Here is a 14,891-nt window from a genome sequence, read left to right as displayed (position 1 = left end):
GGCGCGCGGTGACCGAGGCTTTGCAACACACGACCGTCCTGCTCGAAGAAGCGGTGGACGCGCTGCTCGGCGGCGCGGGCCCCGAGCCGTCCGGCACCTTTGTGGATGCCACCTTCGGGCGCGGGGGGCACTCGCGCAGGATCCTGCTGCGGCTGGGGCCACAGGGGCGTCTTGTGGCATTCGACAAGGACCCTGAAGCCATCGCCGAAGCAACGCGCATCACCGATGCGCGTTTTTCCATTCGGCATGAAGGATTTCGCCACCTCGGTGAGCTGCCCGCTGGCAGTGCCGCGGGTGTGCTGATGGACCTGGGCGTGAGCTCGCCCCAGATCGACAGCCCCGAGCGGGGTTTCAGTTTCCGTTTCGATGGGCCGCTGGACATGCGCATGGACACCACGCGCGGCGAAAGCGTGGCCCAGTGGTTGGCAACTGCCGAGGTTCAACAGATTGCGGAGGTGATACGTGACTACGGTGAAGAACGGTTTGCTGGCCCCATTGCAAAGGCGATTGTTGCGCGGCGCGAAGAGCGGGGGCCTGTTGCAACCACCGGTGAACTGGCCAGTCTCGTGGCTGGCACGGTCAAAACCCGCGAGCCGGGCCAGAACCCTGCAACGCGCACATTTCAGGCTCTTCGGATTTTCATCAACGCCGAGCTTGAAGAGCTGCAACAGGCGCTAGAGGCCAGCCTCACGGTGCTGCAGCCGGGCGGGCGCCTGGCCGTGATCAGCTTCCACTCGCTCGAGGACCGCATCGTCAAGCAGTTCATCGCCAAGCACTCCAAGGAGGTCTACGACCGCCGCGCGCCGTTCGCCGCACCCCAGGCGATGAAGCTGCTGGCGCTGGACCGCGTCAAGCCCAGTGCTGCCGAGGTGGCTGGCAACCCCCGCTCGCGCAGCGCCATCATGCGCGTGGCCGAGCGCACGGAGGTGCCTGCATGACGCGGTTGAACCTGGTGCTGCTGCTGGCGGTACTGGCGAGTGCACTGTTCCTGGTGCACACCCAGTACCAGTCACGCCGCCTGTTCACCGAGCTCGACCGGGCCACGGCCGAGGCGCGCCGCCTGGAGACCGAGCACCAGCGCCTGCAGGTGGAAAAGCGCGCCCAGGCCACGCCGCTGCGCGTGGAAAAACTCGCGCGCGCACAGCTGCAAATGCGCACGGCCACGCCAGCCATCACCCAGTACGTGTCCGATCCGGCCGGTGTCACGGCCACCGCATCGTCTTCGCAGGCCGCAGCGCCTGCCGCAGGAACGCAGCCATGAGCCGCAGCGTTCTGTACACCTCCAGCCCGCTGCTGGCCAGCAAGACGCCGGTCTGGCGCAGCAAGTTCATCGTGGCGATGATCGCGCTCGGCTTCCTCGGCCTGGGTGCGCGGGCGGCCTATGTGCAGGTGTTCGGCAACGCGTTCTTCCAGCGCCAGGGCGAGGTGCGCTTTGCACGCACCCTGGAGATGCCCGCCAACCGCGGCAAGATCCTCGACCGCAACGGCCTGATCCTGGCGTCCAGCGTGCCGGCCGCCAGCATCTGGGCCATCCCCGAGGACGTGGAGCAGGACCAGCCCGAGGTCAAGGCCAAGATGAAGCAGTTGGCCAAGCTCTTGGAGATGCCGCTGTCCGAACTCAATGCCAAGCTGGCCGATGAGGACAAGACCTTCGTCTGGATCAAGCGCCAGCTCGACTGGGACGTGGGCCAGCAGATTGCGGCGCTGGGCATCAAGGGCATCTACCAGCGCAAGGAATACAAGCGCCAGTACCCCGAAGGCGAGGCTGCGGCCCACGTGGTGGGTTTCACCAATGTCGAGGACCATGGCCAGGAAGGCATGGAGCTGGCCTTCAACAAGGAGCTGGCCGGCAAGGCGGGCTCGCGCCGCGTGATCAAGGACCGCCTGGGCCGCGTGGTCGAGGGCGTGGGCGAGACCGTGCCGCCCGTGGACGGGCGTGACATGCAGCTGTCCATCGACAGCAAGGTGCAGTTCTTCGCCTACCAGAAGCTGCGCGACCAGGTCACGGCGCACAAGGCCAAGGCCGGCAGCGTGGTGGTGCTCGATGCGCACACCGGCGAGCTGCTGGCCTTGGCCAACTACCCGAGCTATGTGCCCGACAAGCGCCAGAACCTGACCGGCGAGCAGTTGCGCAACCGCGCGCTGACCGACGTGTTCGAGCCGGGCTCGACCATGAAGCCCTTCACCATCGGCCTGGCCCTGGAGAGCGGGCGCGTGCGCCCCGAGACGCCGGTGGACACGAACCCCGGGCGCATCACCATCACCGGTTCCACGATCTCGGACACGCACAACTACGGCCTGCTCACGGTCGAGGGCGTGATCCAGAAGTCGAGCAACGTGGGCACCACCAAGCTCGCCATGCAGATGCCGGCGCGCGAGATGTGGGAGACCTTTTCGGCCGCGGGCTTCGGCCAGAAGCCGCAGATCGGGTTCCCGGGCGTGGTGACCGGGCGGCTGCGCCCCTACAAGACCTGGCGCCCCGTGGAGCAGGCCACCATGTCTTACGGCTATGGCCTGTCGGCCAGCCTGTTCCAGATGGCGCGCTCGTACACCGTGTTCGCCAACGGCGGTCGCGTGATCCCGGCCACCATGCTCAAGACCCAGGAGCCGGCCCTTGGCGTGCCCGTGTTTTCCGAGCGCACGGCCGACCAGGTGCGCAAGATGCTGCAGATGGCCGCTGGCCCGGGCGGTACCGGCCAGAAGGCCCAGACCCTGGGTTACTCGGTGGGTGGCAAGTCCGGCACGGCGCGCAAGCAGGTGGGCAAGAACTACGCTTCGGGCAAGTACCGCGCCTGGTTCACCGGCATGGCCCCCATCGACAAGCCGCGCATCATCGTGGCGGTGATGATCGACGAGCCCAGCAACGGCGTGTTCTACGGCGGTGCCGTGGCCGCACCGGTGTTCAGCGAGGTGGTGCAGCAGACCCTGCGCATGATGGGCGTGCAGCCGGACATGGCCGTCAAGCCCCAGATCGTTGCCAACCCGGTGGAGGAGTCCCTGTGATGCAGGTGCTGACTCTGACTTCCTCCCGCGACGCCGTGCAGTGGCTGCGCAGCCGTGTCACCGGCACGCTGCAGACCGACAGCCGGCTGGTGGCCCCGGGCGACGGCTTTATCGCCTGGCCGGGTGCCGCGACCGACGGGCGCGCCCATGTCGCCGACGCCCTGGTGCGCGGGGCCACGGCCTGCCTGGTGGAACAGGCTGGCGTGGAGGCGTTTGCGTTCGAGGGCGGGCATATCGCCGCACTGCCGGGCCTCAAGGCCGCCACAGGCCCCATCGCGGCCCAGTGGTTCGACCAGCCCACCGAGCGCCTGGACGTGCTCGCCGTGACTGGCACCAACGGCAAGACCAGCACCGCCTGGTGGCTGGCGGATGCACTGAACCTGCTGGCTGCCGCGGGCAGCGGCAAAGGCTGCGCCATCGTCGGCACCCTGGGCATGGGCCAGCCGCCTTCGCTCACTTATACCGGCATGACCACGCCCGACCCGGTGCGTCTGCAGCGCGCCTTCGCGCAGTTCGCGGACGAGGGCCTGTCTGCCTGCGCCATCGAGGCCTCGTCCATCGGCATCGCCGAGCGGCGCCTGGACGGCACGCGCATCCGCGCGGCGGTGTTCACCAATTTCACGCAGGACCACCTGGACTACCACGGCAGCATGGCCGGCTACTGGCTGGCCAAGCGCGAGCTGTTCGGCTGGGACGGCCTGCAGGCCGCCGTGGTCAATGTGGACGACCCGGCCGGCGCCCAGCTGCATGCCGAGCTGGCGGGCTCGGCGCTGGACCTGTGGAGCATTGCGCTCGACGCCGAGGAGGCCCGCCTGGCCGCCCGCGACGTGGCGCTGGGCGAGCAGGGTCTGCGCTTCACCGTGGTGGAAGGGGCCGAGCGGCACCTGCTGCAGACCGGCGTGATCGGCCAGTACAACATCCTGAACCTGCTGGGCGTGCTGGCCACGCTGCGCAGCCTGGGCGTGCCCTTGGCCGATGCGGTCGGTGCCTGCAGCCGCCTGCAGCCCGTGCCCGGGCGCATGCAGCGCCTGGCGGCTGCCGGGCAGCCGCTGGTGGCCGTGGACTATGCCCACACCCCCGATGCGCTGGACAAGGCGCTGCGCGCCCTGCGCCCCCTGGCGGCCGAGCGCGGCGGTCGGCTGTGGTGCGTGTTCGGCTGCGGCGGCGACCGCGATGCCGGCAAGCGCCCGCTGATGGGTGCCGTGGCGCAGCAACAGGCCGACCGCGTGCTCGTGACCAGCGACAACCCGCGCAGCGAAGACCCCGCCGTGATCATCCACCAGATCCTGCAAGGCACGATCGCCGGCGCATCGGTGCAGCCCGAGCCCGACCGCGGCGCCGCCATCGCGGCTGCCATCGGCCAGGCCGATGCGCTGGACGTGGTGCTGATCGCCGGCAAGGGACACGAAGACACCCAGGAGACGGCCGGCGTGCGCCTGCCGTTCTCCGACATGGCCCACGCGCAAGCCGCGCTGCAGGCCCGAGGAGCCCGCACATGGGCATGACGATGATGAACCTGCGCCAGGCGCACGCCCTCATCCAGCAGCGCATCCCATCGGCGCGCCTGGTGGGCGATGGCGGCGTGGCCGTGCAGCGCGTGCACACCGATACCCGCAGCCTGCAGGCCGGCGACCTCTTCGTGGCGCTCAAGGGCGAGCGTTTCGATGCCAATGCCTTCCTGGACCAGGCGCGCACGGGTGGTGCCGCGGCTGCCATCGCGCACGGCGGCCTCGACGCGGCCGGTCTGCCCGGCATCGAGGTGCCCGACAGCCTGGCAGCGCTCGGTGCGCTGGCCACCGGCTGGCGTGGGCAACGGGCGTTGCCGTTGATCGGCGTGACCGGCAGCAACGGCAAGACCACGGTAACGCAGATGATCGCCTCGATCCTGCGCGCCTGGCAGGGCGATGCCGCCTTTGCCACAGAGGGCAATTTCAACAACGACATCGGCGTGCCGCTGATGCTGCTGCGCCTGCGCGAGGCGCACCGCGCCGCCGTGATCGAGATGGGCATGAACCACCCGGGCGAGATCGCCGTGCTGGCCGCCATGGCCCAGCCCACGGTGGCCCTGGTGAACAACGCGCAACGCGAGCACATGGAGTTCATGCACACGGTGGAAGCCGTGGCGCGCGAGAACGGCTCGGTGTTCGCGGCGCTGCCCGCCGATGGTGTGGCCGTGTTCCCGGCCGGTGACGCCTTCACGCCCTTGTGGCGTGAACTGGCCGGGCCCCGCCGCTGCCTCGCGTTCGGCGAGGAGGGCGACGTGGCCTGCACCTCGGCTGAATGGACGCAGGGTGCCTGGGCCGTGCAGGTACGCACCCCCACCGGGCCCCTGGCCTGCCGCCTGCAGATCGCCGGTCGCCACAATGTGACCAACGCCCTGGCCGCCACCGCCTGCGCCCTGGCTGCAGGCGCCCCGCTGGCCGCCATTGCCCAGGGGCTCGATGCGTTCGTGCCGGTCAAGGGCCGCTCGCGCGCCTTCAGCGTGCAGCACGCCGGGCGCGAGATCACCGTGGTGGACGACACCTACAACTCCAACCCCGATTCGCTCCAGGCCGCCATCCAGGTGCTGGCGGCCTTGCCCGGCCCGCACCTGCTGGTGGTGGGCGACATCGGCGAGGTCGGGGAGCAGGGGCCGCAGTTCCACGCCGAGGCAGGCACCCAGGCGCAGGAAGCGGGCATTGCCACGCTGTATGCGCTGGGCACGCTGTCGGCACACACGGCGCGGGCCCATGGCGCCGCCACGCATTTCGAGAGCATGGAGCAATTGCAGGCCGCGGTCTGCTCTGCCCTGCCCAGCGTGGGCAGCGTGCTCGTCAAGGGTTCGCGCTTCATGAAGATGGAGCGGGTGGTACAGGCCATTGCGGCTGCCACCGCTGCGCAAGCAACACAACAAGAACAAGGAAAGTCCGAGGGAAGCCATGACGCAATGCACTGAACCGACGCACGCACGCCAGGCGTTGTGCCTCCAGCAGGGAGGTGCCGCATGCTGCTGATCCTGTCGCAATGGCTGCAGGGGCTGTCGCCCGAGCTCGGCTTCTTCCGCGTGTTCCAGTACCTCACCTTCCGCGCGGTGATGGCGGCGCTCACGGCACTGCTGATCGGCCTGCTGGCCGGCCCCAAGGTGATCCGTGTGCTCACCTCGCTCAAGATCGGCCAGCCCATCCGTGGCTACGCCATGCAGTCGCACCTGTCCAAGAGCGGCACGCCGACCATGGGCGGGGTGCTGATCCTGCTGTCGATCGCGATCTCCACCATCTTGTGGTTCGACCTGTCCAACCGCTTCGTGTGGATCGTGCTCATCGTCACCCTGGGCTTTGGCGCCATCGGCTGGGTCGATGACTGGCGCAAGGTGGTCAACAAGGACCCTGAGGGCATGCGCTCGCGCGAGAAGTATTTCTGGCAGTCCGTCATCGGCCTGATCGCGGCCGTCTACCTGGTGTTTAGCATTTCGGAAAGCTCCAACGCCAAGGTGTTCGAGCTGTTCCTGACCTGGGTGCAGTCAGGCTTCTCGCTGGACCTGCCGCCCAAGGCCGGCCTGCAGCTGCCCTTCTTCAAGGAAGTGAGCTACCCGCTCGGCGTGCTCGGCTTCGTGATCCTCACCTACCTGGTCATCGTGGGTTCGAGCAATGCCGTGAACCTGACCGACGGGCTCGACGGGCTGGCCATCATGCCGGTGGTGATGGTCGGCTCGGCCCTCGGTGTGTTCGCCTACGTCACCGGCAGCTCGGTCTATTCCAAGTACCTGTTCTTCCCGAACATCCCGGGGGCCGGCGAGCTGCTGATCTTCTGCGCCGCCATGGCCGGTGCGGGCCTGGCCTTCCTGTGGTTCAACGCCCACCCCGCGCAGGTGTTCATGGGCGACGTGGGCGCGCTGGCGCTGGGCGCGGCCCTGGGCACCATCGCCGTCATCGTGCGCCAGGAGATCGTGCTGGCCATCATGGGCGGCATCTTCGTGGTCGAGGCCCTGTCGGTGATGCTGCAGGTGACCTGGTTCAAGTACACCAAGAAGCGCTATGGCGAGGGCCGCCGCCTGCTCAAGATGGCACCCCTGCACCACCACTTCGAGAAGAGCGGCTGGAAGGAGACCCAGGTGGTCGTGCGCTTCTGGATCATCACCATGCTGCTGTGCCTGATCGGCCTGTCCACGCTCAAGCTGCGCTGAACATGACGACCACGCCCCACGATCCCCACGCCCCCGGCTCCGAGCCAGGCGATCACCTGCCCGAGACGGCCGGGCGGGAGGAGGTGCGTGTGCCAGAGGCCGTGCACACCCCGAAGGCGACCGATCCGGATCCTGCAGAATCCGCCACGCCCGAGAGCGTTGCGGCCGAGCCCGAGGCCGGCGAGGGGACACCCGCCGACGATGGCGCGCAGGATACCGATGCCACGCAGGAGTCCGCATCGGAATCGGCTTCTCCGGAGCCTGCAGCCCCTGTCGCCGCGCCAGCATCCCCGCCTGGCGATGGCTATGTGGCCCCTGCCATCTCCGCCGCCAAGGCGGCCGCCGACTTCGTGGCCCAGATCTTTGCCGAGGTGAATGCGCCCGACACGACCGAGCCCGCGCCGCTGCTGGCTACGCCGACGGACGAGCCCGAGGGCGAGGCCGAGGCGGTGCAGCCCCAGGGCCGTCCGGGCGAGGGCATGCGACCCTACGAGGGCCGGCATTTCCTGGTGCTGGGCCTGGGCGCCTCGGGCCTGGCCATGGCGCGCTGGTGCGTGCGCTGCGGTGCCAGCGTCACCGTCGCCGACACGCGCGAGGCCCCGCCCCAGCTGGCAGTGCTGCAGCACGAGCTGCCCGGCGTGCGCTTTGTTTCCGGCCCCTTCGACGCCAGCCTGGTCGAAGGCGGTGCCGGTGTGCACGCCGTCTACCGCTCGCCCGGTCTGAGCCCGGCCACCGTGGCGCCGGTGTGGGCCGCGGCGCAGGCCATCGGCCTGGCCACCGGCGGCGAACTCGGCCTGTATGCCGCAGCGCTGCAGTACCTGCGCGCCTCGCACGGCTATGCGCCGGCCGTGCTGGCCATCACCGGCACCAATGGCAAGACCACCGTCACCTCGCTCACCGGGCAACTGGTGGAGCGCGCGGGCAAGAGCGTGGCCGTGGCCGGCAACATCGGCCCCACGCTGCTCGACACCCTGGCCGGGCACATCGACGCCGAGACCCTGCCCGAAGTCTGGGTGCTCGAACTCTCGAGCTTCCAGCTTGATGGCGCGACCGGTTTCGAGCCCACGGCGGCCACGGTGCTCAACATCACCCAGGACCACCTGGACTGGCATGGCGACATCGGTGCCTATGCAGCGGCCAAGGCGCGCATCTTCGGCGACACGGCCCTGATGGTGCTCAACCGCGAAGACCCCACGGTCATGGACATGCTGGGCACGGCGTCAGCCGCCACGGCGCAGGCAGCGCAACTGGCCTCCGGCAAGCCCGCCCCGACCTCGCGCAGCAAGCAGCCCGTGAAGGTGCCGCTGCGCGACCACCTGACCTTCGGCATCGACATGCCGCGGCGCCCTGGGGACTTCGGCATCGAGACCGTGGGCAGCATTCCCTGGCTGGTGCGCGCGCACGAAGCGGACGAAACCCGCAAGCGCAGCACCCGCCGCCGTGCGGCCCCTGCGGGGCAAGGCGGCGAAGCCGCCGCTGCGCCTGAAGACGAGGAAGATCTGCACATCCAGCGCCTGATGCCTGCCGACGCGTTGCGCATCCGCGGGCGCCACAACGCCTCCAACGCGCTCGCTGCCCTGGCCCTGGCGTCTTCGGCCGGCTGCACGCTGTCGGCCATGCTGTTCGGCCTGCGCGAGTACCGGGGCGAGCCGCACCGCGTGGAGCCCGTGGCCTTGATCGATGGCGTGGAATTCTTCGACGACAGCAAGGGCACCAACGTGGGCGCCACGGTGGCCGCCCTCAACGGCCTGGGGGCCGACCGGCGCATCGTGCTGATCCTGGGCGGCGATGGCAAGGGGCAGGACTTCGCGCCGCTGGCCACGCCCGTGGCGCGCTATGCGCGCGCCGTGGTGCTCATCGGGCGCGATGCGCCGCTGATCCGCACTGCGCTGCAGGAGAGCGGGGTCGCGCTGATCGATGCCGCCACGCTGCCCGAGGCCGTGCACCTGGCACGCGAGCGCGCGCGCTCGGGCGATGCAGTGCTGATGTCGCCTGCCTGCGCGAGCTTCGACATGTTCACCGGCTACGAACACCGCGCACGCGTGTTCTGCGACACCGTTCTGGCCATGGCGCAGGACGCCGGCCAATCCCTGGAGGGCATGTGATGGCTGCCACCACCGCCAACGCCCCCGCAAGCTTCTCTGAGCGCCTGGCCGGCTGGCTCGGCCGCCTCACCGGCAAGGCCGGCGAGGTGCTGCCGGTGCGCGTGGGCGGCACCGAGTACCGCCAGTCCACCACCACGCCCGCCAGCGTGCTCGGCTTCGACCAGGCCCTGCTGTGGGTGGTGGTGGCGCTGCTGGCTTGGGGCCTGGTGATGGTGTATTCGGCCTCCATCGCCATGCCGGACAACCCGCGTTTTGCGAACTACGCGCCCACGCACTTCCTCACCCGCCACATGATGTACCTGGTGGTGGGTTTCGTCGCGGCGCTGCTGGCCTTCCAGGTCCCCATGAAGATCTGGGAGCGCGCGGCGCCCTGGCTCTTCGTGGCGGCCCTGCTGCTGCTGGTCGCGGTGCTGATCCCGGGTGTGGGCAAGGTGGTCAATGGCGCCCGGCGCTGGCTGTCCATCGGTCCGGTGGGCTTCCAGCCCTCCGAGGTCGCCAAGTTCGCCGTGCTCATTTATGCCGCCGACTACATGGTGCGCAAGATGGAGGTCAAGGAACGTTTCTTCCGCGCCGTGCTGCCCATGGGGGCCGCCGTGGCCATCGTCGGCGTGCTGCTGCTGGCCGAGCCCGACATGGGTGCCTTCATGGTGGTGGCCGTGATCGCCATGGGCATCCTGTTCCTGGGCGGCGTCAACGCGCGCATGTTCTTCCTGATCGCGGGCGTGCTGGTGGCCGCATTCGCCCTGATGATCGCCAGCTCGCCCTGGCGGCGCGAGCGCGTGTTCGCCTACCTCGATCCGTTCAGCGAGCAGCACGCGCTGGGCAAGGGCTACCAGCTGTCGCACTCCCTGATCGCCATCGGGCGCGGCGAAATCTTCGGCGTGGGCCTGGGCGGCAGCGTCGAGAAGCTGCACTGGCTGCCCGAGGCACATACCGACTTCCTGCTGGCCGTGATCGGCGAGGAGTTCGGCCTCGTGGGCGTGCTCGCGCTGATCGTGCTCTTCCTGTGGATGACCCGCCGCATCATGCACATCGGCCGCCAGGCCATCGCGCTGGACCGCGTGTTTGCGGGCCTGGTGGCCCAGGGCGTGGCGATCTGGCTGGGCTTCCAGGCCTTCATCAACATGGGCGTGAACCTGGGGGCTCTGCCGACCAAGGGGCTCACGCTGCCGCTGATGAGCTTCGGCGGCTCGGCCATCCTGATGAACCTGGTGGCGATCGCGGTGGTGCTGCGGGTGGACTATGAAAACAAACACATGATGAGGGGGGGGCGCGTATGACCGCCAAGACTGCCCTCATCATGGCCGGCGGCACTGGCGGCCACATCTTTCCCGGCCTGGCCGTGGCCGAGGAGCTGCGTGCGCGCGGCTGGCGCGTGCACTGGCTGGGCGCGCCCGGCAGCATGGAGTCGCGCATCGTGCCCGCGCAAGGCTTTGCGCTGGAGGCCATCGACTTCTCGGGCGTGCGCGGCAAGGGCCCGGTCACGCTGGCCCTGTTGCCGCTGCGCCTCTTGCGCGCCTTCTGGCAGGCGCTGCAGGTGGTGCGCCGCGTCAAGCCCGACGTGGTGGTGGGCCTGGGCGGCTACATCACCTTCCCGGGCGGCATGATGGGTGTGCTGTGCGGCAAGCCGCTGGTGCTGCACGAGCAGAATTCGGTGGCCGGCATGGCCAACAAGGTGCTGGCCGGCGTGGCCGACCGGGTGTTCACCGCCTTCCCCCATGCGTTCAGGAAGGGCCAGTGGGTGGGCAACCCGCTGCGTGCGCCGTTCACGCGCCAGCCCGATCCGGCCGAGCGCTTTGCCGGCCGCAGCGGCCCGCTGCGCCTGTTGGTCGTCGGCGGCAGCCTGGGCGCGCGCGCGCTCAACGAGATCGTGCCCCAGGCGCTGGCGCTGATTCCGGCCGGGCAGCGCCCCGTGGTGCTGCACCAGAGCGGTGCCACCCAGATCGACGCGCTGCGCGCCAACTATGCCGCCGCCGGGGTCGAGGCCGAGCTGACCCCCTTCATCGAAGACACCGCCACCGCGTTTGCGCAGGCCGATCTCATCGTCTGCCGCGCGGGCGCGAGCACCGTGACCGAAATCGCCGCCGTCGGCGCTGCCGCCCTGTTCGTGCCCTTCCCCTCGGCGGTGGACGACCACCAGACCACCAATGCCCGTTTCCTCGTGGACGCCGGGGGCGGCTGGCTGGTGCCGCAGCGCGAGCTCACGGCCCAGGGCCTGGCCGCAGTGCTGAGCAATACAGAGCGCCCGGAGCTGCTGCGCCGGGCCACAGAAGCCAAGAAGATGCAAAAAACCAACGCCACGCATGAGGTGGTGACTGCCTGCGAGGAGCTTGCAACACCATGAAGCACGCCATTCGCCACATCCATTTCGTAGGCCTCGGAGGCGCGGGCATGAGCGGCATCGCCGAGGTGCTGTTCAACCTGGGCTACCGCATCTCCGGTTCGGACCTGGCCGACAGCGCCACCTTGCGCCGCCTGCAGGGCCTGGGCATCAAGACCTGCCTGGGCCATGCGGCCGCGCACATCGACGGGGCCGATGCGGTGGTCACCTCCACTGCCGTCACGGCCGACAACCCCGAGGTATTGGCCGCGCGCGACAAGCGCATCCCCGTGGTGCCGCGTGCGCTGATGCTGGCCGAGCTGATGCGCCTCAAGCAGGGCATCGCCATTGCCGGCACGCATGGCAAGACCACCACCACCAGCCTGGTGACCAGCGTGCTGGCCGAGGCCGGCCTGGACCCCACCTTCGTGATCGGCGGGCGCCTGAACAGCGCGGGCGCCAACGCCAAGCTGGGCAGCGGCGACTACATCGTGGTCGAGGCCGACGAGTCGGACGCCTCGTTCCTGAACCTGCTGCCCGTGATGGCGGTGGTGACCAACATCGATGCCGACCACATGGAGACCTACGGGCACGACTTCGGCCGGCTCAAGGGCGCCTTCGTCGACTTCCTGCACCGCATGCCGTTCTACGGCACGGCCATCCTGTGCGTGGACAGCCCGGCGGTGCGCGACATCCTGCAGAGCGTGACCTGCCCGATCACGAGCTACGGCTTCTCCGAAGACGCCCAGGTGCGCGCCGTCAACGTGCGTGCCGAGGCCGGCCAGATGCGCTTCACGGTGCAGCGGCGCAACGGCGTCACCCTGCCCGACCTGGAGATCGTGCTCAACCTCGCGGGCGAGCACAACGTGCTCAACGCGCTCTCGGCGATTGCCGTGGCGGTGGAGCTGAACATCCCCGATGAGGCGGTGCAGCGTGCGCTGGCCGGCTTCAAGGGCGTGGGCCGGCGTTTCCAGAGCTATGGCGACCTGCCTGCGAAGGACGGCGGCCGCTTCACCGTCATCGACGACTACGGCCACCACCCGGTGGAAATGGCGGCGACGCTGGCCGCGGCGCGCGGCGCCTTCCCCGGGCGGCGCCTGGTACTGGCCTTCCAGCCGCACCGCTACAGCCGCACGCGCGACTGCTTCGAGGACTTTGTGAAGGTCATCGGCAACGCCGACTCGGTGCTGCTGACCGAGGTCTATGCCGCGGGCGAAGCCCCCGTGGTGGCGGCCGACGGCCGTTCGCTCGCGCGCGCACTGCGCGTGGCCGGGCGCGTGGAGCCGGTCTTCGTGGACGACGTGGCCGAGCTGCCCCAGGCCATTGCCGACAACGCGCGCGATGGCGATGTGGTGATGTGCATGGGCGCGGGCTCCATCGGGGCGGTGCCGGCCAAGGTGGTGGACCTGCTGCAAGGCAACGACGACAAGCAAACCAAGGACAAGGCGCTGGCGGGGAGCGCGACATGACGACGATGATGACGACGAAACTGGGTTCCAACGTGGATGTGAAGGCCCTGGGCAAGGTGGCCGTGCTGATGGGCGGCGCGTCCGCCGAGCGCGAGGTGTCGCTGATGTCCGGCACCGGCGTGCTGCAGGCGCTGCGCTCGCGCGGCGTGGATGCCCATGCTTTCGACCCCTCGCAGAACGAGCTGGGCGAGCTGCGCCGCGACGGCTATGCACGCTGCTTCATCGCACTGCACGGCCGCCATGGCGAGGACGGCACGGTGCAGGGCGCGCTGGAGCTGCTGCGCATTCCCTACACCGGCCCGGGCGTGATGGCCTCGAGCATCGCGGTGGACAAGATCATGACCAAGCGCATCTGGCGCGCCGAGGGCCTGCCCACGCCGGACTGGCGCCTGGTGGGCAGCGTGGCCGAGACCACCGACGCGCTGGCGGCCCTGGGCGCACCGATGATCGTCAAGCCCTCGCGCGAGGGCTCCACCATCGGCTTGACCAAGGTCACGTCGCCCGAGCAATGTGCCCAGGCCTATGCACTGGCCTCGCGCTACGACCCCGAGGTACTGTGCGAGCAGTTCATCGAGGGTGAGGAAACCACCTGCCCGATCCTGGGAGAAGGCACCAGTGCCTATGCGCTGCCGGTGATCCGCATCGTCGCCCCCGAGGGCAACTACGACTACCAGAACAAGTACTTCACCGACGTCACGCAGTACCACTGCCCGAGCGGCCTGCCCGAGGCCGAGGAGCGCGAGATCCAGCGCCTGGTGGTGGCGGCCTTCCGCTCGCTGGGCTGCCGCGGCTGGGCGCGCGCGGACATCATGATCCGCGCCAGCGACCGCCAGCCCTTCCTGCTGGAGATCAACACCTCGCCGGGCATGACGGGCCACTCGCTCGTGCCCATGTCGGCGCGTGCCTCGGGCATCAGCTACGAAGACCTGTGCGTGGGGGTGCTGGCCAGCGCCACCATGGACACGCCCGCCGGCAGCACCCTGGGAACCTGATGAACAACGCGCTGCCCGCACCGCTGGACGTCAAGCTCATGAACATGACCGCATCGGTCCTGTTCGTGGGCTGCGCCATGCTCGTGCTGGCGGCGGGGGCCTGGTGGGTGCTGCGCTACCCGGGCTTTGCGATCGCGCGCATCGTCGTGCAGGGCGAGCTGGTGCACAACAACGCCGTCACCTTGCGCGCCAACGTGGCGCCGCACCTGGTGGGCAACTTCTTCACGGTGGACCTGCGCAAGGCGCGCGAGGCCTTCGAGCAGGTGCCCTGGGTGCGCAAGGCCTCGGTGCGGCGCGAATTCCCGGGCAGCCTGCACGTGGTGCTCGAAGAACACGACGCCGTGGCGTACTGGGGCCCCGATTCGGGGTCGGCCATGGTCAACACCCAGGGCGAGGTGTTCGAGGCCAATGTCGGCGATGTGGAGCAGGACGGCCTGCCGCGTCTGCAGGGGCCGGGCGGCACCTCGGGCGAGGTGCTGCAGATGTACGGCCTGATGCAGCCGGTGTTCGAGCCGCTGGGCATGGACGTGGAAGAACTCGCGCTGACCGGCCGCGGTGGCTGGCGCGCCACGCTGGACACCGGGGCCGTGGTGGAACTCGGCGGCGGCACGCCGGCGGAGGTGGTGGCGCGCGCCAAGCGCTTTGCGCGCACGCTGACCCAGGTGGCGGCCCAGTACAAGCGCCGGGTGGATGCGCTCGAGTCAGCGGACCTGCGGCACACGGGGGGTTATGCCTTGCGGCTCAAGGGGGTGACCACCACGAGCCCGGAGGCGGCCGCGGGTGCCGCCACACGGAGGTAGCAGCATGCAGGCAAGGTACAGACGACGCGGCGGGCAGGGC

General features: G+C 69.5%; 12 protein-coding genes. All 12 read left to right on the top strand.

Translation table 11 applies throughout. The annotated features are described in order from the left end of the window. Window positions 1-8 precede the first annotated feature (8 nt). Genes rsmH through AC07PF_RS02135 form a run of 12 tightly spaced genes read left to right on the top strand, consistent with a single transcriptional unit; the run spans window position 9 to window position 14,851 of the window. Window positions 9-938, top strand: coding sequence for a 16S rRNA (cytosine(1402)-N(4))-methyltransferase RsmH (gene rsmH / locus AC07PF_RS02190; protein WP_007857382.1), 930 nt, complete (start codon window positions 9-11; stop codon window positions 936-938). Continuing rightward, a complete protein-coding gene (ftsL, locus tag AC07PF_RS02185) occupies window positions 935-1,261 on the top strand; it encodes a cell division protein FtsL (RefSeq protein ID WP_007857383.1) in 327 nt (108 codons plus the stop codon). The genes rsmH and ftsL overlap by 4 nt, the downstream gene beginning before the upstream one ends. Next, window positions 1,258-3,003 (top strand): peptidoglycan D,D-transpeptidase FtsI family protein, encoded by a 1,746-nt coding sequence (locus tag AC07PF_RS02180; protein WP_007857384.1) that lies wholly within the window; start codon window positions 1,258-1,260, stop codon window positions 3,001-3,003. The genes ftsL and AC07PF_RS02180 overlap by 4 nt, the downstream gene beginning before the upstream one ends. Then, window positions 3,003-4,508, top strand: a complete 1,506-nt coding sequence (locus AC07PF_RS02175; RefSeq protein ID WP_494610735.1) for a UDP-N-acetylmuramoyl-L-alanyl-D-glutamate--2,6-diaminopimelate ligase — start codon at window positions 3,003-3,005, stop codon at window positions 4,506-4,508. The genes AC07PF_RS02180 and AC07PF_RS02175 overlap by 1 nt, the downstream gene beginning before the upstream one ends. Further along, window positions 4,499-5,938 carry a UDP-N-acetylmuramoyl-tripeptide--D-alanyl-D-alanine ligase gene (locus AC07PF_RS02170; protein WP_494610734.1) on the top strand — a complete coding sequence of 480 codons (1,440 nt, stop codon included), beginning with the start codon at window positions 4,499-4,501 and terminating at the stop codon, window positions 5,936-5,938. The genes AC07PF_RS02175 and AC07PF_RS02170 overlap by 10 nt, the downstream gene beginning before the upstream one ends. A gap of 48 nt (window positions 5,939-5,986) precedes the next feature. Continuing rightward, window positions 5,987-7,165 carry a phospho-N-acetylmuramoyl-pentapeptide-transferase gene (gene mraY, locus AC07PF_RS02165; protein WP_007857387.1) on the top strand — a complete coding sequence of 393 codons (1,179 nt, stop codon included), beginning with the start codon at window positions 5,987-5,989 and terminating at the stop codon, window positions 7,163-7,165. A 2-nt stretch (window positions 7,166-7,167) separates the two neighbouring features. Further along, window positions 7,168-9,270 (top strand): Mur ligase family protein, encoded by a 2,103-nt coding sequence (locus AC07PF_RS02160; RefSeq protein ID WP_494610732.1) that lies wholly within the window; start codon window positions 7,168-7,170, stop codon window positions 9,268-9,270. Further along, window positions 9,270-10,550: a putative lipid II flippase FtsW gene (gene ftsW / locus AC07PF_RS02155; RefSeq protein ID WP_494610731.1), complete on the top strand. Its 1,281-nt coding sequence runs from the start codon at window positions 9,270-9,272 to the stop codon at window positions 10,548-10,550. The genes AC07PF_RS02160 and ftsW overlap by 1 nt, the downstream gene beginning before the upstream one ends. After that, window positions 10,547-11,614, top strand: coding sequence for an undecaprenyldiphospho-muramoylpentapeptide beta-N-acetylglucosaminyltransferase (gene murG / locus AC07PF_RS02150; protein WP_494610730.1), 1,068 nt, complete (start codon window positions 10,547-10,549; stop codon window positions 11,612-11,614). The genes ftsW and murG overlap by 4 nt, the downstream gene beginning before the upstream one ends. Further along, the gene (murC, locus tag AC07PF_RS02145; protein WP_494610729.1) at window positions 11,611-13,059 is read left to right on the top strand and encodes a UDP-N-acetylmuramate--L-alanine ligase; all 1,449 of its coding nucleotides are present in this window, start codon (window positions 11,611-11,613) and stop codon (window positions 13,057-13,059) included. The genes murG and murC overlap by 4 nt, the downstream gene beginning before the upstream one ends. Beyond that, window positions 13,056-14,051 (top strand): D-alanine--D-alanine ligase, encoded by a 996-nt coding sequence (locus tag AC07PF_RS02140; RefSeq protein WP_007857392.1) that lies wholly within the window; start codon window positions 13,056-13,058, stop codon window positions 14,049-14,051. The genes murC and AC07PF_RS02140 overlap by 4 nt, the downstream gene beginning before the upstream one ends. Next, window positions 14,051-14,851, top strand: coding sequence for a cell division protein FtsQ/DivIB (locus AC07PF_RS02135; RefSeq protein WP_007857393.1), 801 nt, complete (start codon window positions 14,051-14,053; stop codon window positions 14,849-14,851). Before AC07PF_RS02140 ends, AC07PF_RS02135 begins: the two co-directional genes overlap by 1 nt. Window positions 14,852-14,891: the final 40 nt, after the last annotated feature.

The sequence above is a fragment of the Acidovorax sp. GW821-FHT10A04 genome, from assembly GCF_059415825.1.
This window is presented reverse-complemented; position numbering and strand designations above follow the sequence as displayed.

What these genes read in the sequence shown, in the direction of transcription:
- AC07PF_RS02140 (WP_007857392.1), top strand. Translation starts at nt 13,056, where the DNA reads ATGACGACGATGATGACGACGAAACTGGGTTCCAACGTGGATGTGAAG.
- murG (WP_494610730.1), top strand. Translation starts at nt 10,547, where the DNA reads ATGACCGCCAAGACTGCCCTCATCATGGCCGGCGGCACTGGCGGCCAC.
- ftsL (WP_007857383.1), top strand. Translation starts at nt 935, where the DNA reads ATGACGCGGTTGAACCTGGTGCTGCTGCTGGCGGTACTGGCGAGTGCA.
- AC07PF_RS02180 (WP_007857384.1), top strand. Translation starts at nt 1,258, where the DNA reads ATGAGCCGCAGCGTTCTGTACACCTCCAGCCCGCTGCTGGCCAGCAAG.
- ftsW (WP_494610731.1), top strand. Translation starts at nt 9,270, where the DNA reads ATGGCTGCCACCACCGCCAACGCCCCCGCAAGCTTCTCTGAGCGCCTG.
- AC07PF_RS02135 (WP_007857393.1), top strand. Translation starts at nt 14,051, where the DNA reads ATGAACAACGCGCTGCCCGCACCGCTGGACGTCAAGCTCATGAACATG.
- AC07PF_RS02170 (WP_494610734.1), top strand. Translation starts at nt 4,499, where the DNA reads ATGGGCATGACGATGATGAACCTGCGCCAGGCGCACGCCCTCATCCAG.
- AC07PF_RS02160 (WP_494610732.1), top strand. Translation starts at nt 7,168, where the DNA reads ATGACGACCACGCCCCACGATCCCCACGCCCCCGGCTCCGAGCCAGGC.
- murC (WP_494610729.1), top strand. Translation starts at nt 11,611, where the DNA reads ATGAAGCACGCCATTCGCCACATCCATTTCGTAGGCCTCGGAGGCGCG.
- AC07PF_RS02175 (WP_494610735.1), top strand. Translation starts at nt 3,003, where the DNA reads ATGCAGGTGCTGACTCTGACTTCCTCCCGCGACGCCGTGCAGTGGCTG.
- mraY (WP_007857387.1), top strand. Translation starts at nt 5,987, where the DNA reads ATGCTGCTGATCCTGTCGCAATGGCTGCAGGGGCTGTCGCCCGAGCTC.